The organism is Mycobacterium sp. MS1601, from assembly GCF_001984215.1.
Lineage (GTDB): Bacteria > Actinomycetota > Actinomycetes > Mycobacteriales > Mycobacteriaceae > Mycobacterium.
Genome location: NZ_CP019420.1, coordinates 495690 through 520551, shown reverse-complemented (window position 1 = coordinate 520551; position 24862 = coordinate 495690). Strand labels below are relative to the sequence as shown.

General features: G+C 66.4%; 28 protein-coding genes. 7 read left to right on the top strand and 21 right to left on the bottom strand.

All coding sequences use genetic code 11. From position 1 onward, the window contains the following. Positions 1-7: 7 nt before the first annotated feature. Positions 8-1354 carry an L-lysine 6-transaminase gene (gene lat, locus BVC93_RS02490; RefSeq protein WP_083735790.1) on the top strand — a complete coding sequence of 449 codons (1347 nt, stop codon included), beginning with the start codon at positions 8-10 and terminating at the stop codon, positions 1352-1354. On the opposite strand, the gene BVC93_RS02485 is transcribed toward lat, so the two are convergent. Continuing rightward, positions 1332-1871: a restriction endonuclease gene (locus tag BVC93_RS02485; RefSeq protein ID WP_157517165.1), complete on the bottom strand. Its 540-nt coding sequence runs from the start codon at positions 1869-1871 to the stop codon at positions 1332-1334. The two genes, lat and BVC93_RS02485, sit on opposite strands and share 23 nt — an antisense overlap. A 74-nt stretch (positions 1872-1945) precedes the next feature. Between BVC93_RS02485 and BVC93_RS02480 the strand changes: the two genes are divergently transcribed. Further along, complete coding sequence (locus BVC93_RS02480) at positions 1946-2569, top strand: TIGR03085 family metal-binding protein (RefSeq protein WP_083740739.1); 624 nt, start codon at positions 1946-1948, stop codon at positions 2567-2569. Positions 2570-2622: 53 nt separating this feature from the next. On the opposite strand, the gene BVC93_RS02475 is transcribed toward BVC93_RS02480, so the two are convergent. Continuing rightward, positions 2623-5343, bottom strand: a complete 2721-nt coding sequence (locus BVC93_RS02475) for a molybdopterin-dependent oxidoreductase (protein WP_083735789.1) — start codon at positions 5341-5343, stop codon at positions 2623-2625. Next, positions 5340-6173 carry an FAD binding domain-containing protein gene (locus BVC93_RS02470; RefSeq protein WP_083735788.1) on the bottom strand — a complete coding sequence of 278 codons (834 nt, stop codon included), beginning with the start codon at positions 6171-6173 and terminating at the stop codon, positions 5340-5342. The genes BVC93_RS02475 and BVC93_RS02470 overlap by 4 nt, the downstream gene beginning before the upstream one ends. A 177-nt stretch (positions 6174-6350) precedes the next feature. Here BVC93_RS02470 and BVC93_RS02465 point away from each other — a divergent pair, with 177 nt between their 5' ends. Further along, positions 6351-6779, top strand: coding sequence for a hypothetical protein (locus BVC93_RS02465; protein ID WP_236950214.1), 429 nt, complete (start codon positions 6351-6353; stop codon positions 6777-6779). Positions 6780-6854: 75 nt separating this feature from the next. Here BVC93_RS02465 and mbp1 read toward each other — a convergent pair whose 3' ends face one another. The 3 genes from mbp1 to BVC93_RS02450 all read right to left on the bottom strand — a co-directional run bounded on the left by mbp1 (position 6855) and on the right by BVC93_RS02450 (position 8507). After that, positions 6855-7091: a microaggregate-binding protein 1 gene (gene mbp1, locus BVC93_RS02460; protein ID WP_083740737.1), complete on the bottom strand. Its 237-nt coding sequence runs from the start codon at positions 7089-7091 to the stop codon at positions 6855-6857. A 15-nt stretch (positions 7092-7106) separates the two neighbouring features. Continuing rightward, complete coding sequence (locus BVC93_RS02455) at positions 7107-7364, bottom strand: DUF7218 family protein (protein ID WP_083740736.1); 258 nt, start codon at positions 7362-7364, stop codon at positions 7107-7109. Positions 7365-7490: 126 nt separating this feature from the next. After that, the gene (locus BVC93_RS02450) at positions 7491-8507 is read right to left on the bottom strand and encodes a DNA topoisomerase IB (RefSeq protein WP_083735787.1); all 1017 of its coding nucleotides are present in this window, start codon (positions 8505-8507) and stop codon (positions 7491-7493) included. Positions 8508-8742: 235 nt separating this feature from the next. Here BVC93_RS02450 and BVC93_RS02445 point away from each other — a divergent pair, with 235 nt between their 5' ends. Beyond that, entirely contained in the window at positions 8743-9180 is a 438-nt protein-coding gene (locus BVC93_RS02445; RefSeq protein ID WP_192860166.1) for an ATP-binding protein, read from the top strand. Then, complete coding sequence (locus BVC93_RS02440; RefSeq protein WP_083735786.1) at positions 9177-9980, top strand: RNA polymerase sigma factor SigF; 804 nt, start codon at positions 9177-9179, stop codon at positions 9978-9980. Before BVC93_RS02445 ends, BVC93_RS02440 begins: the two co-directional genes overlap by 4 nt. Here BVC93_RS02440 and BVC93_RS02435 read toward each other — a convergent pair. The 5 genes from BVC93_RS02435 to BVC93_RS02415 form a co-directional block, all read right to left on the bottom strand. Next, complete coding sequence (locus BVC93_RS02435; protein WP_192860165.1) at positions 9968-10261, bottom strand: STAS domain-containing protein; 294 nt, start codon at positions 10259-10261, stop codon at positions 9968-9970. The genes BVC93_RS02440 and BVC93_RS02435 overlap by 13 nt on opposite strands. 172 nt (positions 10262-10433) lie before the next feature. Continuing rightward, positions 10434-11600 carry an FAD-dependent urate hydroxylase HpxO gene (hpxO, locus tag BVC93_RS02430; protein ID WP_083735784.1) on the bottom strand — a complete coding sequence of 389 codons (1167 nt, stop codon included), beginning with the start codon at positions 11598-11600 and terminating at the stop codon, positions 10434-10436. A gap of 5 nt (positions 11601-11605) precedes the next feature. Next, positions 11606-11929, bottom strand: a complete 324-nt coding sequence (gene uraH / locus BVC93_RS02425) for a hydroxyisourate hydrolase (RefSeq protein ID WP_083735783.1) — start codon at positions 11927-11929, stop codon at positions 11606-11608. Next, entirely contained in the window at positions 11926-12381 is a 456-nt protein-coding gene (uraD, locus tag BVC93_RS02420; RefSeq protein WP_236950385.1) for a 2-oxo-4-hydroxy-4-carboxy-5-ureidoimidazoline decarboxylase, read from the bottom strand. The genes uraH and uraD overlap by 4 nt, the downstream gene beginning before the upstream one ends. 45 nt (positions 12382-12426) lie before the next feature. Continuing rightward, positions 12427-14331 carry a solute carrier family 23 protein gene (locus BVC93_RS02415; protein ID WP_083735781.1) on the bottom strand — a complete coding sequence of 635 codons (1905 nt, stop codon included), beginning with the start codon at positions 14329-14331 and terminating at the stop codon, positions 12427-12429. Between the two features lie 33 nt (positions 14332-14364). Between BVC93_RS02415 and BVC93_RS02410 the strand changes: the two genes are divergently transcribed. Further along, the gene (locus tag BVC93_RS02410; RefSeq protein WP_083735780.1) at positions 14365-14919 is read left to right on the top strand and encodes a nucleotidyltransferase family protein; all 555 of its coding nucleotides are present in this window, start codon (positions 14365-14367) and stop codon (positions 14917-14919) included. Position 14920: 1 nt separating this feature from the next. Here the strand turns inward: BVC93_RS02410 and BVC93_RS02405 are convergent, their stop codons facing one another. The 9 genes from BVC93_RS02405 to BVC93_RS02365 form a co-directional block, all read right to left on the bottom strand. Further along, the gene (locus tag BVC93_RS02405) at positions 14921-15907 is read right to left on the bottom strand and encodes a malate dehydrogenase (protein WP_083735779.1); all 987 of its coding nucleotides are present in this window, start codon (positions 15905-15907) and stop codon (positions 14921-14923) included. A 101-nt stretch (positions 15908-16008) separates the two neighbouring features. After that, entirely contained in the window at positions 16009-16335 is a 327-nt protein-coding gene (locus tag BVC93_RS02400; RefSeq protein WP_083735778.1) for a hypothetical protein, read from the bottom strand. A 104-nt stretch (positions 16336-16439) separates the two neighbouring features. Continuing rightward, a complete protein-coding gene (locus BVC93_RS02395) occupies positions 16440-18236 on the bottom strand; it encodes an acetyl/propionyl/methylcrotonyl-CoA carboxylase subunit alpha (RefSeq protein WP_083735777.1) in 1797 nt (598 codons plus the stop codon). Positions 18237-18373: 137 nt separating this feature from the next. Beyond that, complete coding sequence (locus tag BVC93_RS02390; RefSeq protein ID WP_083735776.1) at positions 18374-19168, bottom strand: hypothetical protein; 795 nt, start codon at positions 19166-19168, stop codon at positions 18374-18376. 183 nt (positions 19169-19351) lie between these two features. Beyond that, positions 19352-19768 (bottom strand): SufE family protein, encoded by a 417-nt coding sequence (locus BVC93_RS02385; protein WP_083735775.1) that lies wholly within the window; start codon positions 19766-19768, stop codon positions 19352-19354. Between the two features lie 4 nt (positions 19769-19772). Continuing rightward, a complete protein-coding gene (locus tag BVC93_RS02380; protein WP_083735774.1) occupies positions 19773-20666 on the bottom strand; it encodes a sulfurtransferase in 894 nt (297 codons plus the stop codon). 39 nt (positions 20667-20705) lie between these two features. Then, a complete protein-coding gene (locus BVC93_RS02375; protein ID WP_083735773.1) occupies positions 20706-21338 on the bottom strand; it encodes a Maf family protein in 633 nt (210 codons plus the stop codon). Continuing rightward, entirely contained in the window at positions 21335-21613 is a 279-nt protein-coding gene (locus BVC93_RS02370; protein WP_083740734.1) for an acyl-CoA carboxylase epsilon subunit, read from the bottom strand. The genes BVC93_RS02375 and BVC93_RS02370 overlap by 4 nt, the downstream gene beginning before the upstream one ends. 72 nt (positions 21614-21685) lie before the next feature. Further along, complete coding sequence (locus tag BVC93_RS02365) at positions 21686-23323, bottom strand: acyl-CoA carboxylase subunit beta (RefSeq protein ID WP_083735772.1); 1638 nt, start codon at positions 23321-23323, stop codon at positions 21686-21688. Between the two features lie 309 nt (positions 23324-23632). Here BVC93_RS02365 and BVC93_RS02360 point away from each other — a divergent pair, with 309 nt between their 5' ends. Further along, positions 23633-24151, top strand: coding sequence for a PH domain-containing protein (locus tag BVC93_RS02360; RefSeq protein WP_083735771.1), 519 nt, complete (start codon positions 23633-23635; stop codon positions 24149-24151). On the opposite strand, the gene BVC93_RS02355 is transcribed toward BVC93_RS02360, so the two are convergent. Then, a complete protein-coding gene (locus BVC93_RS02355) occupies positions 24106-24792 on the bottom strand; it encodes a GtrA family protein (protein WP_083735770.1) in 687 nt (228 codons plus the stop codon). The genes BVC93_RS02360 and BVC93_RS02355 overlap by 46 nt on opposite strands. Positions 24793-24862: the final 70 nt, after the last annotated feature.

Genomic DNA, 24862 nt, shown 5'->3' with positions numbered 1-24862 from the left:
TGCGCCCATGACGGAACTTTTGTCGCGCGAGCCTCACCTTGCCGAAGAGATCACGCCCAACGACGTCCATCAGGTGCTTCGCCGGAACATTCTGGCCGACGGGATGGACCTGGTGCTCGACCTGGATCGATCGCAGGGCAGCTACCTCGTCGACGCCCGCACCGGCCGTCGGTACCTGGACATGTTCACGTTTTTCGCCTCGTCGGCGCTGGGCATGAACCACCCCGCACTGGCCGAGGATTCCGACTTCCGTGCCGAACTGGCCGCGGCGGCGATCAACAAGCCCAGCAACTCCGACGTCTACACCGTGCCGATGGCGCGCTTCGTCGACACCTTCGCACGCGTGCTGGGGGACCCGGCGCTGCCGCACCTGTTCTTCGTCGACGGCGGAGCGCTGGCCGTGGAGAACGCGCTGAAAGTGGCCTTCGACTGGAAGAGCCGCTTCAACGAAACCCACGGCCGCTCAGCCGATCTGGGTACCAAGGTGTTGCACCTGCGGGGGGCGTTCCACGGCCGCAGCGGCTACACGCTGTCGCTGACCAACACCGATCCCAACAAGGTGGCCCGGTTCCCGAAGTTCGACTGGCCGCGTATCGCCGCGCCCTACCTGCGCCCCGGAGCCGACATCGCAGAGATCGAGGCCGAGTCGCTGCGTCAGGCCCGTGCCGCCTTCGAGGCGCACCCACACGACATCGCCTGCTTCATCGCCGAGCCCATCCAGGGTGAGGGCGGCGACCGTCACATCCGGGCCGAGTTCTTCGCCGCGATGCGCGCCCTGTGCGACGAGTACGACGCGCTGCTGATCTTCGACGAGGTGCAGACCGGTTGTGGGATCACCGGAACCGCCTGGGCGTATCAGCAACTGGGCGTGATGCCCGACATCGTCGCGTTCGGCAAGAAGACCCAGGTGTGCGGCGTGATGGCCGGCCGACGGGTTGACGACGTGGCCGACAACGTGTTCGCGGTGAGCTCCCGGATCAACTCCACCTGGGGCGGCAACCTGGTCGACATGGTGCGTGCCCGCCGCATTCTGGAGACCATCGAGGCCGACGGCCTGTTCGCCAACGCCGCCAGCCAGGGTCGGTATCTGCTGCAACAGTTGTCGGCACTGGCGGGCGAGTATCCGGACGTCGTGCTCGATGTCCGCGGCCGCGGGCTGATGTGCGCCTTCAGCCTGCCGACTGCGCGGCAGCGCGACGCGCTGATCGACGCACTGTGGCAACGCGGTGTGGTGATGCTGGCCAGTGGAGCCGACAGTGTCCGATTCCGTCCGGCGCTGACTGTGGGCCGCGCCGAGATCGACACCGCCGTGGCCGCCGTGCGGGAGGCGCTCAGCCAGCTGTCGGCGCGGTGACCCGCAAGATCTCGGCGCGCAGCCGCGGCAGCTGAGATCCGCCCACCAGGATGCAGCCATGCTGTTCGGCCAGCCGCCGAGCCGCGGGGGTGAACTCCTGGTTGGACACCACCATGGTCCGGGTGCAGTCCTGCATCGGCGCGCCGGCCACCACCTCCTGGACCGCACCGGGGCCGACCGGACGTCCCAGTCTTTTGCATTGCACCGCAACACGATCGGGACGCCTGCCGAGGATCAGGTCCACACCCCAGTCGCCGGTGAGTGGCGTCATGATCACCGGCACGCCGGCGCGGCGGGCGATACCCGCCACGAAGTCCTCGAACTCGGTGCCGGACATGGCCGTCGTGGGTTCTTCGTCGGGGCGGGGTGTCGCCGCGCCGTGCAGTGCGCCCGCGATGAACCGCGGCAACGCCAGCAGTAACGGCGGGGCGGCGGCAGCGGCGACCAGGCACCACCACGGGGGCATACCCAGTGCGTAGGCGGCGGCCGCCGCTGCTGCCGCGACGATCATCAGCATCCGGATCCGCAGCACGCGCCGATGATAGGGCGCTTGGCCGACAACATCGCTTAGATGTGCTTACTGTGGTGGGCATGACCGTCGCCAAACGCGAGCGCGCGGCGCTCGTCGACACCTTCCGCGCCGTCGGCGCCGACGCACCCACCCTGTGTGAGGGCTGGACCACCCGCGACCTCGCCGCCCATCTGGTGCTGCGCGAACGGCGCCTCGACGCCACCCCCGGTATCGCCTTCCCGCCCCTGCAGAAGTACACCGCCAAGGTGCAGGACCGGATTGCGGAGTCCACGCCGTATCCGGAACTGGTCGACAAGCTCGCCGGCGGGCCGCCCATCTACTCGCCGTTCGCGTGGGTGGACCCGCTGGTTAACGTCAGCGAGATGTTCGTCCACCACGAGGATGTGCGACGAGCTCAACCCGATTGGGAACCACGGCAACTGGACAGTGCGACGGTGGCGGCCCTGCTGCGTCCCTTCGGCATGCTGAGCAGGGTCGCACTCGCCAAGGTGCCCGCTCGGCTGATCCTGCGCACCGCCGACGGCCGCACCCTGGCCACCGTGGGTAAGGGACCCGAGGTGATACTCACCGGAGCTCCGGAAGAGCTGGTGCTGTTCGCCTTCGGGCGCGACGCCGTTCGGATCGAGTTCACCGGTGACGACGACGCGGTGGCTGCGGTGAAGGCCGCCAAACGAGGCATCTGACAGTTCGGCGAGCGTGGGTGTTTCCGCTGCCATTCTGACGTTCGAGCGGCACGCTAGTCGGTCGCACCTGTGGTGAGCGCACGCCATACCCGCGCCGGTGTCATCGGCAGCCGGTGCAAACGGATCCCGATGGCGTCGCGAATCGCGTTGGCCAGCGCTGGTGCCACCGGGTTGTAGGGCGATTCACTCATGGACTTGGCGCCCATGGGTCCCAGGCGGTCGTAGGTATCGGCGAACAGCACCTCGGTCACGGGCAGGTCGGCGAGCTGGGGGATGTGGTAGTTGCGCAGCGTCGCGTTGGTGACCACCCCGTCGGGGGACAGCAGCATCTCCTCGTACAACGCACCACCGATCGCCTGTGCCACACCACCTTCCACCTGCCCGCGGCACTGCTGAGGATTGATCACCACACCGGCGTCGGCAGCCTGCACCGACTGCAGCACTCGCACCACCCCGGTGGTGGTGTCCACGGCGACCCGGAAACCCTGCACGTTGAACGCCACCGACCGCGGCGTGCCGTCATGGCGGCCAATCCCGACCACAGGTCCGTCGGCCGCCAACTCACTGAATCCGACGAGGCGCTCCCCGCACTGCACGCCATGGGGGCCCAGTCCACACTCCGCAGCGGGTACCGAGGTCAACGTCGACGCCGTCTGCACCAGCCTGGCGCGTAACTCGACACAAGCGCTCTGGACTGCCCTGCCCGCCACCACCGTGCCGGCGGAGCCGAACGCACCCGTGTCGTGACCGGAGAATTCGGTATCGGACTGCCGCAACAGAATCCGGTCCGCTGTGGTCCCCAGTTCGGTGGCTGCCAGCTGGGTGTGGACTGTCGAGGTGCCGTTACCGAACTCGGCGGTGCCCACCGACAGGGTGTATTGACCATCGGCTGACACCGATACCCGCGCATCGGCGAAATGCCCACGCGGCGGGATGGTCGCAATCATCGCCGTCGCCATGCCGGTGCCCACCCGCCACTGCGGCCCCTCGGGTGCCGGCGTGCCTCGGCCCGAGTCGAGTGCCTGCTGCACCAGATCCAGGCACTGGTCCAGACCGTAACTGCCGAACGTCAGATCATCTTCTGCCACATGCGAGTCCACAAACGCATCGCCGGGCACCACGACATTGCGCCTGCGCATCTCGAAGGGGTCCAGTCCCAACTGCAGGGCCAGCTCGTCGATCGCGGACTCGATCGCGAAGATCATCTGGGACAAGCCGTACCCGCGAAACGCCCCCGAAGGCAGGTTGTTGGTGTAGACCGCCTGGGCGTCGACGTACTTGTTCGGGCAGCGATACAGCGCAAGGGATTCGCCGCAGCTGTGGAACATCACCCCGGGGGTGTGGTTGCCGTAGGCGCCGGCGTCGATCAACACGTCGACCGCCAGCGCTGTGAGCAGCCCGTCGCCGCCCGCGGCTGCCGTCACGTCGATGCGGTAGGGATGGCGGCACGGCGCTACGGTGAACTGGTCACCTCGGCTGAACTCGAAGCGCACCGGTTGCCCCAGCCGCAGCACCGCCAGCGCCACCAGATCCTCGGTGAGCATTTCCTGCTTACCGCCGAAGCCGCCGCCGACGCGCTTGGTGAACACCTGGACGTCATCGCGTGCCAGGCCGAAAACGTGGCACAACTCGTCACGGATCAGGAACGGCACCTGCGTGCTGCTGCGGATCACCAGGCGCCCGTTCTGATCACGCCAGCCGGTGCAGCCATGTGTCTCGAGGTGACTGTGCTGTACCCGCTGAGTGTGCCAGCGGCCGGTCACCACGGCACCGCCGGAAGCCCGCGCCGCGGAAACACCAGCCTCGACATCGCCGACTCCGCCGTGCAGTTCGGCCACGATGTTGCGGCTCGGATCCGCGATGCGGCTGGGTGTGCCCTTGCCCTGGTGTACCAGAGGAGCGCCGGGCGAGCGGGCCACCTCGGGGTCGAACACCGCGGGCAACGGCTCGAAGTCGACCACAAGTGCGCGGCAGGCTTTTTCGGCAGTGGCCAGATCATCGGCCACCACGGCGGCCACCCGCTGCCCGATGAAGCGGACGGTGTCGTCGAGCACAAAGGTGTCGTCGGGATCGTCGAGACGGCTTTCGTGCCGGGCGGTGGAGAACGCCACCGGTGGGCTGTCGAGATGTGTCAGTACCAGACGCACGCCCTCGATGGCTTCGGCCACGGAGGTGTCGATGGACCGAATCCTGGCGTGCGCCACCGGGCTGGGCAGCACCGCCATGTGCAACAGTCCGGGCATCGCGAAATCCATGGTGTACTGCTCGGTGCCGGTGACCACCCGGGCCCCGGCGGGGGCGCCCAGCGAGCGGCCGACATCGGCGCCCTGGGCCGGTTTCTCGGTGTTGGCCCGACCGTCGACGGCATCGGTGATGGTGCGGTAGCCGGTGCACCGGCACAGGTTTCCCTTGAGGCTGCGCGGTAGGTCAGCCAACTGCGCCTCGGATAGTGCCGAGGCGGTGGTGATCATCCCCGCGGTGCAGAACCCACACTGAAATCCCGCCGCCTCCAGAAACTTCCGCTGGACAGGATGCAGATCCTCCGGGGTCCCCAGGCCGGCGACGGTGGTGACGTCGCATTCGTCGGCGCGGAACGCCGGGAAGACGCAGGAGTGCACGGGGTGCCCGTCCACCAGCACCGAACAGGCCCCGCAGTCGCCTGCGTCGCACCCCTTCTTGACCTCGAAATGCCCGCAGTCGCGCAGGAAGGTGCGTAGGCACTGACCCGGCCGAGGGGTGCCTGCGGCCGCCATGCCGTTGATACGAATGCTCACCGCAGCTCCGCGCAAACCTGCTGGGCCAGTTCCAGCGAAACGCCACGGCGCCAGTCCGGATCTCCGTGGGCGTCCAGCGTCCACGCGTCGTCGTCGATGGTGGCGTGTGCGGCGGCGAGTTCGTCATCGGATGGCACGGTGACGAAGTCGAATACGCAGGGACGCACCGTCGCCGCCGTGATCGACAGGACGCACCGTCCCCCGTCGCGTGGGGTGTCGCGACGGGCGATCACCACGATGCCTGAGCGTCCCAACGGGGAAGGGGCCAGCTTGCGGAACGCGGTGGTGGCGCGCAGGGCGCTTGCCGGCAGGTGTACGGAACGAATCACGTCACCGGCGGTCAGCACATTGGTGGCGCTGCCGGTGACGAAGTCGGTGATGCGTTTGCAGTACTGCGAACCATCGGCGCGCCACACCGTCACCGTGCCGTCCAGGGCCGAGAGAAGAGAGATCACGGCACCGGCAGGAAACGACAGGCAGACATTGCCGCCGACGGTGGCGGTGTGCCAGATCTTGAAGGACATCAGCAGCGCCTCGCAGCACTGACGAAGCAAGGGAGCGGCAGCCCAATCCGGATGCTGCGACGACAGTTCGTCGGACAGCCGGGCCACCTGCTCGATGGTGCAGGTGGCCGCCAAATCCACGCCGTCGGCGCTGGTCACCACCGGTTCCCAGCCCAACCTGGTGATGTCCACCAGCCGGCGCAGCTGCACCTGAGGTTCCGAGAACAACCAGGTGCCGCCCGCCAGCACTGCGTCATGTGGTCCGAGGGGCCAGACGTCGTCGCGAGTGGTCGCGATATCGACGACCTCGACGGTGTTGAGGTCCATGCCGTCACGCTAGTCAAGCAACGAAGGCCGCGCAGCGCGTCGAGCGCTGTCTCAGCGGGCTTAGCAGGGTGTTCATCACATTCGTCGTACCAACACAGCAACAATTCGATAAATTTGCAGAAGCACGTTTTGAGTTCCGGCAGGGCGGGTACTACAGAGCACCGGAAAGGAACCGACATGGTGACCATGCGCAGGTCAGAGGCGCTGTTGAGCGTCAGTCCTCGCCCTCGCCAGCAACAGCGTGACAGTGCTGTCAAGGTCGAACCCGGCCTGGGTAACGCTGTCCGGTTCTCGGCTGCTGTCGCTGTGGCCGGCCTAGGCTTTCTGATCCTGGCGGCGCTGTGGGTGAGCACCTGTACCGAATCCATGGATGTGGACACCATGGCCTGCGGTGTTCCGCAGCGGACGTTCCTCGGACTCGGCGCACCGCTGATCCTGCTGGCCGGAGCCATCTGGGCTTTCGTCCGCACCTACCGCGCCTGGCGGGCGGGTGGCGGTGACGAGTTCTGGACCTGGCAGGGTGCGGGCTGGTTCTTGTCCACCGTCATGCTGGTGACCTTGGCCATGGGCTTCCCCGCGCTTGCCGGCCCCGCGTTCGGAGGCTGATCTCCCGAAGCGGCTCGCGACCACGGAAAAACCCGGCGGGGACGTGTGCCCGCCGGGTTTTTCGAACTGTGATATCTAGCGCTGGAAGGCTTTTTGACGCTGCTCCGCGGCCTCGGCGCCACCGCGCGCAGCCTCGGCTTCAGCTTCCTTCTTGGCGACATCGCGCTCGGCCTCGGCCTTGTCCTGCTGTGCTTTGCCCTCGTTCACGAGGTCGTCGCGGCCGGTCACCGTGCCGGCGACCTCCTTGGCCTTACCCTTGACGTCTTCGACGACGCCACTGACAGCTTCGTGCGGTCCGGTCTTGTCAGCCATGCTGTTCACCTTTCCTCAGTGGTTGCGAAGCAGAGCGACCAGTTGGTCTTTTCTCTTGTCCGAATAGCCGGACACTCCAAGCTCTTTCGCCCTCTTCTTGAGCTCGGATACAGTCCAGCCCTCGTATGATCCAGACCGACCACCCCGTCGCCCGACGCGTGTACGACCATGCGCCGCAGCGGCATTGGAGATTCGGGCGGCTTTCTCCTTGGAGTTCCCCTGCTTGCGCAGATCGACGTAGAGGCCCTCGTCCTTGATCGATGAATTCGGCATCTCCACCTCCTGGCCTTGTTCTGATGTGGGCCACATCGTGGAGCGGTTCACCCACGGGCTGTGGGTTCCCAGCCTCCAGGGCAGTGAAACCGGTTCATCTGCAGTGCGTTGATACACCCGGGCGAGTCAACGGCCTCGACTGACCTTCCGGATCATCGTCGCCGTCGCTTTCTCCATGATGGCCTGTGCGTCGTCGTCGCGGGTCTTGGCGGCCCGCCGCGCGGCCGCCGCGACGGTGAACCCGTCCTGGTAGGCGGCGACGACTCGGGGGTCGACGTACGAACTTCGCGCCACGGCAGGAGTGTTGCCGAGTTCGGCCGACACCTCCTTCATCACCGCTGACACGATCTTCTTGTTGGCTCGATCCGAGGAGGGCGGGTCGGCGTCCACGAACGCCGCCGCGGCCAGCACCGTACCGTGCCAGGTGCGCAGGTCCTTGACGCTGAACTCGTCGCCGACCATCTCCTTGAACCGGTTGTTGAGGTCGTCGGAGTGGATGTCGGTCCACCCAGAACCGCTCCGGCACACCAACAGGCGGTCCGTGCGGTCCTCGCGCCGCATCAACGCCCGCACGGTCTTCACGATGGCAGGATCGTCGACCTCCCACTCGCGTTGGACACCGCTCTTGGCGGGATAGTCGAAGTGGACCGCGTCCTTCTTGACGGTGACGTGCTCGCACAACAGCGTGGCGACACCGTAGGACTGGTTGTCCTCGGCGTAGGTCTCGCCGCCGGCCCGAAAGTAGCCGCGATCGAGCATCCGCAGGGCCAAGGCGAGCACCCGGTCCCTGGACAACCCGCGGCCGGCCAGGTCCGCGACCACCTGACTGCGCCAGTCGGGCAACTTCTCGGACAACTCGAGCACTCGGTCGAACTTCTCTTCGCTGCGCTCGTCCTGCCACCGTTGGTGATACAGGTACTGGCGCCGTCCCGCCGCGTCGGTACCCACCGCCTGGATGTGGCCTCGCGGATGCTCGCTGATCCAGACGTTCTTCCACGCCGGCGGGATCACCAGTTCCTTGATGCGGCCCAGGATCACGTCGTCGGCGATGAGTTCGCCGTCCGGTCCGCGGTAGGAGAAGCCCGTCCCTTTGCGAACCCGGCGAATACCCGGACCGGTGACTACGCTGCGCCGCAGTCGCACGGCGGATCGACCCGCGGAAGTTCAGTCACGGCGCGCGAATACCCGCGCCACAGCTGTTTACACCGGAGCACGGCCATGTCACATAGGAGTTTGGCGACGTCCTCGATGCGGGTAAGTGTCGGTCACCACAAACATCGAGACAGCCGTCGACAATGCGACTGGGAAGGGTGGCGCAATGGTTAGTTGGGCTGCGCGCTGGGGTAGTCTCGGTGCGATATTGCCGGGAGGCCACTACATGTTCGATTCCGATAGTTCCGACGCCGCGAGCGTTCGCAGCCCCAAAGCTGTTGAGCTGCGTATCGACGCGCAGCTGGAGAACCTCGCCGTGGTGCGCACCGTCATCGGGGCCATCGGAACATTCGAGGACCTGGACCTGGATGCGGTGGCTGATCTGCGGCTGGCCGTGGATGAAGCGTGCACGCGGTTGATCAAGTCGGCGGCCAAGGACGCCTCGTTGGTTCTGGTGATCGACCCCCGTCCCACCGAATTGGTGATCAACGTGTCAACGGCTTCCACCACCGAGGACATTCTGACGCCGGGCAGCTTCAGCTGGCACGTCCTGACTTCTCTGACCGATGACGTCAGCACCTTCCGTGACGGATCGGATGTCGACGGGCAGGGCCCCGTTTTCGGCATCTCGCTGACGACGAGGCGAGTGAGCCCCGCACGGTGACGCCCTCAGGTTCGCAAGGGTCGGCCTCGCGTACCGGAGCTTCGCGTTCGAGTTCTGAATACGCCGATGTGCCGGGGATGTTCCACGAGTTGGCCGAGCTGGCAGAGGATTCCAAGGAGTTCCAGCGTCAGCGCGACCGCATTGTCGAACGCTGCCTGCCCCTGGCCGATCACATCGCCCGCCGGTTCGACGGTCGTGGTGAACCCCGTGACGACCTGGTGCAGGTGGCGCGGGTCGGTCTGGTGAACGCCGTGATCCGGTTCGACGTCAACGCCGGATCGGACTTCGTGTCGTTTGCCGTGCCCACCATCATGGGTGAGGTCCGGCGCCACTTCCGCGACAACAGCTGGTCGGTGAAAGTGCCGCGCCGGCTCAAGGAACTGCACCTGCGCCTGGGTAGCGCCACTGCCGAACTCTCACAACGGCTGGGGCGCGCCCCCACACCCACCGAACTCGCCGCCGAACTGGGGATGGACCGCGACGAGGTGGTCGAGGGTCTGGTGGCGGGCAGTTCCTACAACACGCTGTCCATCGACAGCGGCGGCAGCGGCAACGAGGATGCCCCAGCCATCGCCGACACCCTCGGTGACGTCGACCTGACCTTGGATCAGATCGAGAACCGTGAGGCGCTGAGGCCGCTGCTGGAGTCACTGCCCGAGCGGGAACGCACCGTGGTGGTGCTCAGGTTCTTCGAGTCGCTGACTCAGACGCAGATCGCCGAACGCATCGGTGTTTCGCAGATGCATGTATCCCGACTGCTGGCCAGGGCGCTGACCCGGCTGCGTGATCAGCTGGAGTGACGCACGGGCAGCGCACCGTTGGGATCGCAGATCCGCAACACGCGTGCCACCGGACCGCAGGCTGACACCGTCCAGTCGGTCCCGGCGGCGGCGCAGCGGACATTGATCGCGTGCAGTGCCGAAAAGCCGGCTGTCCCAAAGAAGTCCAGCTGCGTGAGGTTGATCTGCAGTTTTCTGCCGGGTTGGATGTGGGCGATGGCGAACCGGGCGAATGCCTCGGCGTTGGCCGCGTCGATATCACCGTCGACGGTGATGGCCACATAGTCGTCGTGCCACGCCACGCAGGCGTGTGTGAAGGTTGTGCATGCCGGTGCAGTGGACATCATGACCCCATCAGTCGCTTGTCAGCACGTGGGTCGCGTCAAATGCTCGAGTTCTCAGATCTAGCTCGCCAGTTTTGACGTTTCCTGGTCCGGCTGTGAACTCAACCTGCTTAGACCCTACGCCCTGTTGTCAACCGACAGGGGTGACCGGTCCACCCATGATGTTGCCGACGATGCCCCTGATCACGTTGGTGCCGTCCTCGACCCGCAACTCGTCGTACCACTGCTGGGTCTTCTCCGGGTCCTTGGCATGGGTGACATCGCATCGTTTGCGTGCGCGCAGCACCAGATCACCCGCGCGTACGGCGCGCGCCTGCTGGTAGGCCGACAGTGCGGCGTGCACATTGTCGGGATGATCCTTGAACGCCCACTGCAGCGCCACCGCATCCTCCATCGCCGAGCAGCCGCCCTGTCCGATGTCAGGGGTGGTGTTGTGCGCGGCATCGCCCAGGACCGCGACCCGCCCCTTGACCCAGGTGTAAAACGGATCCAGATCCAGGATCTCGACCCGATTGGTGGTCATCGGGTCCAGTTTGTCGATCAGCGCCTGCACTCCCGGCGCCCATCCGCTGAAATGCTTGCGCAGAACCTCACGGGCACTGCCGCGCTCATAGGATTCACCCTGGGGTTCCACCACGTCGAAGAAGAAATAGAACCGGCCCCCCGCCACCGGCATCACCGAAACACGTTTGCCCTCACCGACATACGTCGTCCACTCGGTGGCCGGTCCAATGGCGTCATCGGTGTCGACCAGGCCGTTGAAGTTCACGTAGCCCGCATAACGACGCGTCACCGGCCCGCCCAGTACGTACTCGCGGGTGATGGAGCTGGCGCCGTCGGCACCGATGATGAAATCCGCTGTGGCACTGGTGCCGTCGGCGAACACAGCGGTGGCCGCATCCGCGCCGTCCTGCACCGACACCATCTTCATGCCGAAGTTGATGTCATCGAGACCGTAAGCCTGCATCAGCATCATCTGCAGGTCAGCTCGGGCGATCGGGTAGGGCCGCTGGCCCACCTCGTCGATGAGCGGCTGCATGGAGAACCGGCACATGGTCTCGCCAGTGTGTGCATCCAGGTAGCTCATGGTGTCGACGATGCCGCCGAGCTCGGCCGTCTGCTCCGCGAGGCCGAGGTAGTTGAGGCACTTCACCCCGTTCGACCACACCGAGATGGCCGCCCCCACCGGCTTGTTCTCGGTGACACGCTCGTACACCGCGGTCTCGATGCCGATCTGCCGCAATGCAATTGCGGCGCTCATTCCGCCCATGCCGGCACCGATGACGATTGCTTTCACAGGGCTCAACTTCCTCGGTAGGTGGAGTAGGCGTAGGGCGACAGCAACAGCGGAACGTGGAATCTGCCGCCGGCATCGGTGATCTCGAAGGAGATGACCACTTCCGGATAGAAACCTGCCACCCCCTGCGCCGCGAAATACGATGCCGTGTCGAACGTCAGTCTGTACACGCCCGTCAGATCTGCGTCGGTGAGACTGCCGACGCGGCCGTCGGCATCGGTGCTGGCCTGAGCCAGGATGGTGCCCGCCGAGTCGGTCAAGGTTACCGCCACACCGGCACCGGGTAGGCCGGTGACGGCATTGAGGACGTGCGTGCTCACGTGTGTCATGAGCTAGATCCTGCCTCGCTGAACAGACGCTCGAGTCGCAGCCGGTTGATCTTGGCGAGTTCGCTGCGCATCACCCGGCGCTCGGTCTCGGGATCGTTGTCCAGCCGGTCGGTCAGAATGGCCAGCAACTCCTCGGCGGAGCGGCCGCTGGCACACACCAGATACACGTAGCCGAACTTGTCCTCGTACTCCCTGTTTTTCAGCGCCAGCTGGGCCTTCACCTCGTCGCCGGCGGAGGTCACCGCAGCCTGCTCACGGGCCGACGACGGATTGTCGACTTTGGCGCCGATACGGGGATGACCGTCGAGGGCAGCGTCGATCTCCGCGTCGGGCAGCTCGGCCAGCACCCGATCGGCCCGATCGAACAGCGAATCCAGACTGCGAAACGGTGACCCGGCCAGCACCCGGCGAGCCCAGATGGTCGAGCTGCACACCCCGAACAGCAGGTGCATCCGCTGTCGGTCCGTCATGGAGTTGAACGTGTCCAGACTCGGCATCTACTGCAACTCGTTGAGCCGGCTGAATCGGGCCGCCGCGATGGGATTGGCGTCGGCCACCAGGTCGGTGAAGCGGTAGTTGGCGATCTTCTCCACCTCGATCAACGCGAAGGCGCGCTCGGCGGCAGGGGAGTTGTCGATTCGCGACCACCCGTTCTTGAGGACCCGATCGAAATGCTCGGTCTCGCGGGCGCAGATGATCAGCGGGAAACCGAAGTGTTCGCGGTACGCGGCGGCAAGTTGCACCACGTCATTGTGGTCGTCCTCGTCGAGGTTGGACAAAGCCACGTGATCGACCGCCAGTGCGGCCCCGGTGTCGTCCTCGGCACCCAGGTCGTGGAAGGCGTTCAGCAGTTCCAGTTGCTGATCGTTGGTACCGGTGAGCACAGCGTCCTGGAAGGCTTCGCGCAGAGCCTTGGTGTCGGCGAACGGACGCTGTTCGAAGGCCCGCTCGATGGCCCACGGCACACCCTGCACCACGTGCCCGAACACCTCGGTGAAGCGTTCCCTGGTCATCGTGTTGACCTCGTCCAGCGTGATCGAGCCGCCGCCGGCGACGCGGGCACCGAGGCCGCCGGTGTGGAAGAACACGATGTTGAGCACGATGGCGCTGACCGCGCCGATGCTGATGCCCGAGCCGAAGATCAGGTCCAGACCCGTGGGCATGGCCTGGGCGATGTCGGGGTAGGACGTCACCCACAACGCCAGCGCCAGGCTGGTGGTGACGATGATCAGGTTGCGGTGATCGGTGAAATCCACCTTGCCCAGCGTCTGGATGCCGACCACGGCGACGGTGGCGAACAACGTCAATGCCGCACCACCGAGGACCGGGTTGGGAATGGAGGCGACGACCGCGGCGACCTTGGGCAGGAATCCCAGCACGATCATGAACACCCCGGCTGCGGCCACCACCCAGCGGCTCTTGACACCGGTGAGTCGCACCAGGCCGACGTTCTCGGAGAACGCGGTGTACGGGAACGAGTTGAAGATGCCGCCGATAGTGGTGGCCACACCGTCGGCGCGCAGCACGTTGCCGATGTCGGAGGCCTTGATGCGCTTGCCGACGATCTCACCGGTGGCGATGGTGGAGCCGGTGGACTCCACGGCGATGATCAGCATCACGATGATCATGGTCAGGCACGCCACGATGTCGAATTTGGGCATCCCGAACAGGAACGGCGGGGTGAAACCGAAGGCGGCTGCCTCGCCGACGCGGTCGAAATCCATATCGCCCAGCGCGTAGGCCACCGCACAGCCGATCACCAGGCCCAGCAGCACGGCGATGGTGGCCAGGAACCCGCGAAACAGGCGTTGAATGGCCACGATCACCGCGATGGTGCCCAGCGCGTAGAGGAACCAGCGGATGTTGGTGGGGTCCGGCTCATGGGTGTGGGGGTTGGTGACGGCGTCCATTGCCCCGATCGGTACCAGCGCGAGCCCGATGATGGTGATCAGTGAACCGGTCACCACCGGCGGGAAGAACTTCAGCAGCTTGATGAAGATGGGCGCGATCAGGAATGTGAAGACACCTGCCACGATCACTGCGCCGTATACGTAGAGCATGCCGGCCGACGCGCCGCCATGGGCCATCGCGATCGCGATGATGGGCGCTACGCCGGCGAACGTCACGCCCTGCAGCAGCGGCAGCCGCACACCGACCTTCCAGAACCCGACTGCCTGGATGATCGAGGCGATGCCGCAGGTGAACAGGTCCGCTGTGATCAGCATGACCAGTTCTTCCTGGGAGAGCCCGACCGCGCCGGCGATGATGATCGGCACCAGCACCGCACCGGCGTAGAACGCCACCACGTGCTGGAAGCCGTAGGTGGCCAGTTTCGGGATCGGCAACACCTCGTCGACGGGGTGCACTCGCTTGCCTGAGTTGGACTTCGCCGGGGCTGACATCTCGCAAGTTTCGGACAGGTCGACAATGTTCGCATGTCGAGCGAAGAACACGTGACCGGAGTGCTGCTGGCAGCCGGCGCGGGAACGCGCTTTGGCATGCCGAAAGTGCTTGCTGAGGACGGTGTTTGGCTTCAGTCCGCGGTCTCGGCGCTCACGGGCGGCGGTTGTGACGATGTGGTGGTGGTGCTGGGAGCGGCCGTGGTGGAGGTGCCGGCGCCGGCTCGCGCGGTGATCGCCGAGGACTGGTCGCAGGGTTTGAGCGCGTCATTACGGGTCGGGCTGGCGGCCGCGACCGGTGCGGGTCGGGTGGTGCTGCATCTGGTGGACACCCCCGACGTCGGCGCCGACGTGGTGCGTCGGGTCCTCGAGTCCGGCGCTGACCTGGCCCGTGCCGTCTACAACGGGCGACCGGGGCATCCGGTACTGATTGCCGCGGCACACTGGCCCGCGTTGCTGGCAGGTCTGTCCGGGGACCAGGGCGCGCGGGCATTCCTGTCCGGGCGCGCCGACGTGGTGGCGGTCGAGTGTGGCGACCTGGCGACCGGTACCGACATCGACAGCCCCCTCGATGGGTCGCTTTCGGACTGACTCAGAGCAGGCCCAGTGATCGCACCGCGTCGCGTTCCTCGCGCAACTCGGTCACCGAGGCGTCGATGCGTGACCGGGAGAAGGGGTTGATGTCCAGGCCGTCCACGATCTGCCACCGACCGTCGACGGCCCGGCACGGGAACGAACACACCAGCCCTTCGTCGACGCCGTAGGCGCCGGGCGAGGGCAGCGCCACCGAAGTCCAGTCGCCGACCGGGGTACCGTGCACCCAGTCGTCGATGTGGTCGATGGCGCCGTTGGCGGCCGATGCCGCTGAGCTGGCGCCGCGGGCCTCGATGATGGCGGTGCCGCGGCGGGCCACGGTGGGAATGAAATCATCTGTCAGCCAATGGGTATCGGCGGCGTAGTCGGCACCGGAGCGGCCGCCGACCTTGGCGTGGAAGATGTCGGGGTACATCGTGGGGGAGTGATTGCCCCAGATGGTCATCTGGCTGATCTCGGTGACGGGCACCCGCGCGTGGCGGGCCATGGCCGCGACGGCACGGTTGTGGTCCAGGCGGGTGAGCGCCGTGAAGCGTTCGGCGGGGATGTCGGGGGCGTTGGCTGCGGCCACCATGGCGTTGGTGTTGGCGGGGTTGCCCACCACCAGAACCCGGACATCGGCGCTTGCTCCGGCATTGAGGGCCCGGCCTGCGGTGGCGAATATCTGGGCGTTGGCCGACAGCAGATCGGCGCGCTCCATACCCTTGGTACGCGGGCGGGCGCCGATCAACAGCGCGACATCGACCCCGTCGAACGCGCGGACGGGATCATCGTGGATCTCGGTGCCCGCCAACAGTGGGAAGGCGCCGTCGTCGAGTTCCATCACCACGCCTTCGGCGGCGCGCACCGCCTCGGGGAGTTCGACCAGGCGCAAGATCACCGGGGTGTCATGGCCGAGCATGGCGCCCGCGGCGATGCGGAACAGCGCGGCGTAGCCGATGCTGCCTGCCGCACCTGTGACGGCGACGATCTGGGGGCGGGTCATCGTTGACTCCTGCGGCTCGTGGTGAGGATCCGTCCGCCAGTCTTGCAGTCAGACAGGCAGTGCTGAGGTCATCGAGATCGACTTCACATCAATTGGTTTGGCTACTGACCCAGACCCAACGCACCTGCGGCGAACCGACGCACAGCGTCCTCGGACGTCGGCAACACGTCGTCATGACCGCTGCGAGCGCGTGAGGTGACCATGCCGTCGTCGGGGTCCAGCGTCACCTCGGCCAGCATCTCCCCGGTGGTGGGCTCACTGACCGCCCACGTGAAGCGGTTCTCCTCGAACCAGTCCCTGGTGCATCGGGTGACGTAGTCCGGGTCGGTCTCGCCCAGAGCTGTCAGCGCCGGCCGGTCGTCCACCCGGTCGTCGGCGCGCAGCGCGCGCAGATACCAACTGCCGGCGTTGATCTCGACGGGTTCCACGTCCGCAATTATGCGGCGTCGGGCCCGGGCCCGGGCTCGGTGCTCTGTGCCAGACCAGAACGGCCGCCCCCGAAGGAGCGGCCGTTGCGGTCAGTGGGTGATGGCTAGTCCTTGAGCTCCGCCAGGACGGTGCCCTGGGTGACAGCGGCACCGGCTTCGACGGACAGCCCGGTCACGGTGCCGTCCTTGTGCGCGGTCACCGGGTTCTCCATCTTCATCGCCTCCAGCACCACGATCAGATCCCCGGCAGAGACCTGCTGGCCCTCTTCGACGGCGACCTTCACGACAGTGCCCTGCATGGGTGCGGTCACGGCGTCACCGGACGCGGCGGCACCACCGGCAGCGCCTCGCTTGCGCGGCTTGGGCTTCTTGCGGATCACACCGCTGGCGGGTGCAGCGCCGCCGCCGATCGCGAGGTCTCCGGGCAGCGACACCTCGACACGACGGCCACCCACCTCGACGACCACGGTCTGGCGCGGAGTCGCCTCTTCCTCGTCGACGGCACCGCCGCCGGTGAACGGCTCGACGGTGTTGTCCCACTCGGTTTCGATCCAGCGGGTGTGCACGGTGAAGCCGTTGTCGTCGCCGATGAAGGCGGGGTCGGACACCACGGCGCGGTGGAACGGGATGACGGTCGCCAGACCCTCGACGGTGAACTCGGCCAGCGCGCGGCGCGAGCGCTCCAGCGCCTCTTCACGGGTGGCGCCGGTGACGATCAGTTTGGCCAGCATCGAGTCGAACTGTCCGCCGATAACCGAACCGGTCTCCACGCCGGAGTCCAGGCGCACGCCGGGACCGGTGGGCGGAACGAAGTTGGTGACGGGACCCGGGGCGGGCAGGAAGCCGCGACCGGCGTCTTCGCCGTTGATCCGGAACTCGAAGCTGTGTCCGCGCGGCGTCGGATCCTCGGTGACGTCGAGGGCTTCACCGTTGGCGATGCGGAACTGCTGGCGCACCAGGTCGATGCCCGAGGTCTCCTCGGTGACCGGATGTTCCACCTGCAGGCGGGTGTTCACCTCGAGGAAGGAGATCAGCCCGTCCTGGCCCACCAGGTATTCGACGGTGCCTGCACCGTAGTAGCCGGCTTCCTTGCAGATGCGCTTGGCCGATTCGTGGATCTCCTTGCGCTGCGCGTCGGTCAGGAACGGCGCCGGGGCCTCCTCGACGAGCTTCTGGAATCGGCGCTGCAGCGAGCAGTCGCGGGTGCCCGCGACCACGACGTTGCCGTGCATGTCGGCGATCACCTGAGCCTCGACGTGGCGTGGCTTGTCCAGGTAGCGCTCCACGAAGCATTCACCGCGGCCGAAGGCGGAGATGGCCTCGCGGGTGGCGGAGTCGAACAGCTCGGGGATCTCTTCGATGGTGCGGGCCACCTTCATGCCGCGCCCACCGCCGCCGAACGCGGCCTTGATCGCGACGGGTACGCCGTACTCCTTGGCGAAGGCGACGACCTCGTCGGCGTCCTTGACCGGATCCGGGGTGCCGGGAACCAGGGGAGCCTGGGCACGGGCGGCGATGTGGCGAGCCGTCACCTTGTCACCGAGGTCGCGGATGGACTGCGGGCTGGGCCCGATCCAGATCAGCCCGGCGTCGAGGACGGCCTGGGCGAAGTCGGCGTTCTCGGACAGGAAGCCGTAGCCGGGGTGGACGGCGTTGGCGCCGGATTTGGCGGCGGCGTCGAGCAGCTTGTCGAACACCAGGTACGACTCGGCGGACGTCTGTCCGCCGAGTGCAAATGCCTCATCGGCCAGACGTACGTGCGGCGCGTCGGCGTCCGGTTCGGCGTACACCGCCACACTCGCCAGGCCGGCATCCTTGGCTGCTCGGATCACTCGGACCGCGATCTCGCCGCGGTTGGCGACGAGGACTTTCGAGATGCTGGAACTGGCGTGACTAGGCACTACGCCTCCTGGGGGTCAAGTCTGTGGGCCGATCGGCGGCCGTCTCTAAGAAACGTCTTTAAGAATCTATCGGGCAGTTTAAGCGCCCCGTCTGTCGGCGGGGGGAGGCGGTGCCGGTTACCGACGGGTAGGTTCTGTCAGCCTCGCGATTCGTGGCCCGGGTATCGCCTGGTTCGGCGCTGCCGCTGCTGATTTCGTCGCGCCCGTAGCGCCTGCACAACCCTGCCCTCGGGGCCGTAGGGATGGCCGTATTGCAGCAGCAGGGTGACCCGCAGCGTGTTCGCCGGCCACGGCAGTGTCGCGTGGAGCGAGCGGTAGCCGCGGAACAGATAGGCATCGCCCGGCCTGAGTCGGACGGTGAAGACCTCCGGGGCATTGTCGAACCGGTGCCGTAGCCGCCGGCCGTACGCGTTGTTGTGGACGATCAGTCGCTCCGCGGCGCTGAGCATCGCCCAGCGTCGGTGCGGGCGATGATCGGGGAACAAGGCGACGTGACCGGAATCGTCGTCCGGGATGACGATCGGGACCAGCATGGTCACGGCATTGGCGTCGTAGTGCCAGTCGAACGGCGGAGAGTCGACGCCGGAGCCGTCCAGGATCCGCAGCACCCGTAGGCGGTATCCGCCGAAGCCCGGCGCCGCGGGCAGCGACGTCAGTGAGTGCAGAAAGGACTCCACCCGTGCGTCGGTGGCCAGCGCCGCAATCGCGGGGCACTCCCACTGCTCGACGTCGATCAAACTGTGCTCACCGCGTCCGTGGCGGCCAATATGGTCGTCGACCTCCGCGCGGGCGCTGCAGAGCCAGTCCGAGGTGATGACGTCGACGAGACGGACCAGTCCGGTGCGGTCGAGCTCGCGCCGCGTCTGGCCGACCTGGCTCTCCAGGGTGGTTGCGACGGCGTCGGCGTGCCGCTGATGGTCGGCCGCGGTCATTTGCTCGAGTGTAGTGCCCAATAGTGGTGAGCATGTATTGAACAATTCACAGCAGTTTGCCAGGTATTGCTTGGAGCTTGCTCGTCGGCGACCGGGCGCACTCGCTGCCCGGCGGTGGACACGCGCACAGATGGGTGTGTGCCGGCAATGGGCAGGTGTGGCAAACGGCGCCGGCTGTGCCGACTAGATGTCCCGTAACCGCCGCTTGATTCGTGCCAGCATCGCCGACATGCCGCGCAGTCGCAGCGGACTGATCAGTGCCCCAAGGCCCAACTCGGAGTAGAAATCGTCGGGCACGGCCAAGATGTCGTCCTTGCTCTGCCCGTCCAGCCCGGTGGCCAGGATCGAGGCGAACCCGCGGGTGGTGGGAGCCTCGGCTGGAGCGCTGAAGAACAGCCGCACATGAGCGGGATCGGCGGCGTCGACATGCAGGAACAATGGCGACTGGCATTCCGGCACCGGTTCCATGGCCGCCTCTTCGAGGTCGGCGGGCAGTTCCGGCAGCTCCTGGGCGAACTCCAGCAGCAGTTGCAGCTTGTCCTGCCCCTGCACCTCGGCGAAATCGGACACCACTTCGGCCAGGGCGGCGGGCATGCTCATCGACTCACCCCGGCGCGTCGCCGGGGGCTTCGCCCGCCACGATCGGCACCCGCACGGTGTTGCCCCACTCGGTCCAGGAGCCGTCGTAGTTGCGGACGTTCTCCACGCCGAGTAGGTGGGTCAGGACGAACCACGTGTGGCTGGACCGCTCGCCGATGCGGCAGTAGGCGATGACCGGCTTGCCCGCCTCGCCGACGAAGCTGTAGATCTCGTCGAGTTCGGCGCGGCTGCGGAACCGGGAGTGATCGTCGGCGGCCTTGGCCCACGGCACCGAGATCGCGGTGGGAATGTGTCCACCGCGCAGCGCACCCTCTTCCGGGTAGTCGGGCATGTGGGTGCGCTCACCGGTGTACTCCTGCGGCGAACGAACATCGATCAGCGTCTCGGTGCCCAGGGTGGCCAGCACGTCGTTCTTGAAGGCGCGGATGGCGGCGTCGTTGCGCTCAACCACGGGATAGCCGGTGGTGCTCCGCGACGGCACGTCCAAGGTGGTGTCACGGCCGTCGGAGATCCACAGGTCGCGTCCGCCGTTGAGCAGCCGGACGTCCTCATGGCCGAAGAGGGTGAACACCCACAGCGCGTAGGCGGCCCACCAATTGCTCTTGTCGCCGTAGATCACCACGGTGTCGTCACGCGAAATGCCTTTGCGATCCATCAATTCCGCGAACTGTTCGCCGGTGATGTAGTCGCGCACCTCGGGGTCGTTGAGGTCGGTGTGCCAGTCGATCTTGACCGCGCCGGGAATGTGGCCGATGTCGTAGAGCAGGACATCCTCGTCGGACTCGACGATGGCCAGACCTTTGGTGCCCAGATGGGCCGACAGCCAGTCGGCGGTCACGAGGCGCTCGGGGTGGGCGTAGTCCTGGAGCTTGGGACTGGGATCTGCTGGTAGCGGCACGCGTCGAGCCTACCGGTCGCCCACGCCGTGCACGCGCGCTCAGGCGGGGTTGGCGGCCCACAGTGACGCAACGGACACACCGAGGTCGGCCAGCATCCGTCGCAACAGCGGCAGGCTCAGCCCGATCACATTCGACGGGTCGCCCTCGATCCGATCGACGAACCAGGCGCCCAGCCCGTCGAGGGTGAACGCGCCCGCCACGAACAGCGGTTCGCCACCGGCGATGTACGCGGTCAGATCAGCTGCGGTTGGCTTGCCGAAATGAACTGTGGTGCAGCCGGATTCGGCGATCTCGCGATGGCTGCCGGCTGCCATGCGGACAACGCAGTGGCCGGTGAACAACTCACCGCTGCGTCCGGCCATCTGCCCCCATTGCGCGTGCGCGGCCTCGGGCGTGCCGGGTTTGCCGCGCAGCTGACCGTCCAGCAGCAGCATCGAATCACAGCCGATGACAACACAATCGGCCGAAATGTCCGCGGGCAACCCGGCTGCCACGTCGTGCGCCTTCGCCACGGCCAGCGCAGTGACGACCTCGGCATGAGGTGCGCCGGGCATCGCGGCGATGATGGCGTCTTCGTCGACACCGGACACCCTCACGTGGGGCTGCACCCCGGCCTGATTGAGCACCTTGAGGCGTCCCGAGGACGCCGACGCGAGGACGAGTCGCGTCATCGGCGCATGTGCGTCCGCTCCAGCAAGGTGACCCGCTGCCAGCTGGTCAGGTGGTAGCGCAGCTTGTCGACAGGGTGGCCCCACGGGTTGAGTTCCTGCGGGCCCGGCTCTCCGGTGCCGCCGCCCGCCGCGGAGAGCACGGCGACCAGCGCGGCGATCTCTTCGTCGGTCGGCTCACCCTTGACGATCCGGATCTCCGTCTGCGGCGGGGCGGGGTCGTCAATGGTCATGTCCCGGGGGTCGCTGACCTCGGTGATGTCGACGTGCTGAGACAAGGCGTGTCCTTTCAGGTGATTTCGGCGTGATTCCAGCCGCTGAGAGACCGGAATCACGCCCAAATCGCGAAATCAGAGCGGGATGTTGCCGTGTTTCTTCGGCGGCACCTGGGAGATCTTGCGCTCCAGCAGTCGCAGCGCGGTGCCGATGTACCCGCGGGTGTGCGACGGCGGGATCACGGCGTCGACGTACCCGCGCTCGGCGGCCACGTACGGGTTCACCAAGGTGTCCTCGTAGGTCTGCTGCAGTTCCAGGCGCAGGGCGTCGACGTCGGCACCCTCGGCAGCCGCATCCTTGAGTTCCTTGCGGTAGACGAAGCCCACCGCGCCGGAGGCACCCATCACGGCGATCTGGGCGGTGGGCCAGGCCACCACCACGTCCGCGCCCATGTCCTTGGATCCCATGACGCAGTACGCACCGCCGTAGGACTTGCGGGTGATGACGGTGACCTTCGCGACGGTGGCCTCGCCATAGGCGTACAGCAGCTTGGCGCCACGGCGGATGATGCCGTTGAACTCCTGGTCGGTGCCGGGCAGGAAGCCAGGCACGTCGACCAGCAGCACGATCGGGATGTTGAAGCAGTCACACGTCCGGATGAACCGGGCCGCCTTCTCCGAGGCATTGATGTCCAGGCACCCGGCGAACTGGGTGGGCTGGTTGGCCACGATGCCCACGGGACGTCCGTCGACTCGGCCGAAGCCCACCAGGATGTTGCCCGCGTAGCCGGCCTGCACCTCGAGGAACTCGTCGTCGTCGAGAATCCGGGTGATCACCTCGTGCATGTCGTACGGCTGGTTCGGCGAATCCGGGATCAGGGTGTCCAGCTCGAGGTCCTCATCGGTGAGGCTCTCCTCGATGGGGGCCGGGTGCGGCGCCGGGTAGCGCGGCGGGTCGGCGTAGTTGTTCGGGGGCAGGTAGGACAGCAGGTCGCGGACGTAATCCAGCGCATCCTGCTCACCCGAGGCGACGTAGTGCACGGTGCCCGATTTGGCCATGTGGGTGTGGGCGCCGCCCAGCTCCTCCATGGAAACGTCCTCGCCGGTGACGGTCTTGATGACGTCGGGGCCGGTGATGAACATCTGGCTGGTCTGGTCGACCATGATCACAAAATCGGTGAGCGCGGGGGAGTAGACGTGCCCGCCGGCCGCGGCGCCCATGATCAGCGAGATCTGCGGGATGACACCGGAGGCCTTGATGTTGTTGTGGAAGATCTTGCTGTACAGGCCGAGGGAGACCACGCCCTCCTGGATGCGCGCGCCGGCGCCGTCGTTGATGCCGATCAGCGGGCGACCGGTCTTGATGGCCAGCTCCTGGACCTTGACGATCTTCTCGCCGTAGACCTCGCCGAGGCTGCCGCCGAACACCGTGGCGTCCTGGCTGAACACGCACACCTCGCGGCCGTCGATGGTGCCGTAACCGGTCACCACACCGTCGCCCACCGGACGGTTCTTCTCGAGGCCGAAGTTGGTGCTGCGATGGCGGGCCAACGCGTCGAGTTCGACGAACGACCCTTCGTCGAGCAGCGCGTAGATGCGTTCACGGGCGGTCAGCTTGCCCTTGGCGTGCACCTTGTCGACTGCCGCTTCGCCCACCGGGTGCAGCGCCTCTTCGGCACGCTTGCGCAGGTCGGCCAGCTTGCCCGCGGTGGTGTGGATATCGACCTTGCTCTCTGCGGGAACCCCGGCGTCAGGCTCGGTAACACTCGTCATGGGAACCGATGGTATCGGCTGTCTTCTTAGAATTCCGCCAGGGTTCTCGTTTGGTGCCCGCGCCGGGGCGTGTCGGTGCGCCTGGTGCCGGTGCCGCAAGGTGCCTCGAAATCCAGCTCTCAGCGTTGCTGTCTTGGCTCACAATGCTTGCTGACGTGCGCGCGAAAGGGCGCCGGGGACTACTTGGCATTCGGTACGACTATTGCTGGGGAAACTGACCAGATTTGCCGATGTGGCAAACACTCCGGCGGTGAGGGCTCTGGCTGATTTACCCGCTGCACGCGCAGATGACCTGGGTAAAGTGCCCTCGTGGGTTATCCCGATAACGTCCTGGCCAAAGACGAGCGTGTGGTGCTGCACCGGCATCCACACTGGAAGCGGCTGACAGGCCCGATTCTCGTGCTGTTGGTCACCACCGCCCTGGCGGCGTTCGGCGCCGCAGTGGTGACCAACACCGACTGGGAATCCGCCGCCAAGACCGTCGTCTCCGTGGTCATCGGCGCCGTGTGGCTGATCCTGGTGGGTTGGCTGACGGTGTGGCCCTTCCTGAACTGGTGGACCACCCATTTCGTGATCACCGACCGCCGGGTGATGTTCCGGCACGGCCTGATCACCCGCAGTGGCATCGACATCCCGCTGGCCAGGGTCAACAGTGTGGAGTTCCGGCACGGACTACTGGATCGCATCCTGCGCACCGGCACGCTGATCATCGAGTCGGCGTCACAGGACCCGCTGGAGTTCTACGACATCCCGCGAGTGGAGCAGGTCCACTCGCTGCTGTATCACGAGGTCTTCGACACCCTGGGGGCGGAGGAATCGCCCAGCTGATCCGGCAGGCCGGGGCGGACCGGGCGCAGCGGTGTCACCGTGCTGTTGTCGGTCTGATCGGCCGCGAGGCCGTGCCGCAGCTCGTATTCGTCCTCGAGTGCTTCGGCGATACCACCACCGGTGAGCGTGGATTCCAGAGCCTTCTCCGGGTTGCGCGCGAACTCGTCGGGGAACACGAAGCGGCGGAACGCCCAGAACCTGAAGGCCATCTGCAGCAGGTTGCCGATGATGTAGGCAGAGATGAAGTCGGCGATGTTCTCGATGGTCAACGACACCATCGGCACCCGGAGCATCAGCACGTAACTGGAGATCCACAGCGGTGCCATCGACAGGATCACGCCCACCGCGCTCACCCCGAAGAACAGCAGGGCCTCGTGGTGGCGCTCCCGTCCACCGCGGTCGCGGAAGCTCCATTCCCTATTGAGGATGTAGGAGGCGATCACCGCGACGATGCCCGCGATGATCTTGGCGGTCACCGGCTTGGTGTCGAGCACCGTCAGCTTGAGGGTGAAGAAGATCGCCGAGTCGATGACGAACGTCGTGGCACCGACGATGGCGAACTTGATGAGTTCGTGATGCCGTTCGGTGAAGGGACGGATCGGACGGGGAAGCCGCGCGATCGTTGCATCAGCGAAGGACATAAAGAGGGAGTGTACGGAGCGCTGCTGGGCGCTGGGTAATCGTCGATCATCGGCGCTGCTCACCGGCGGT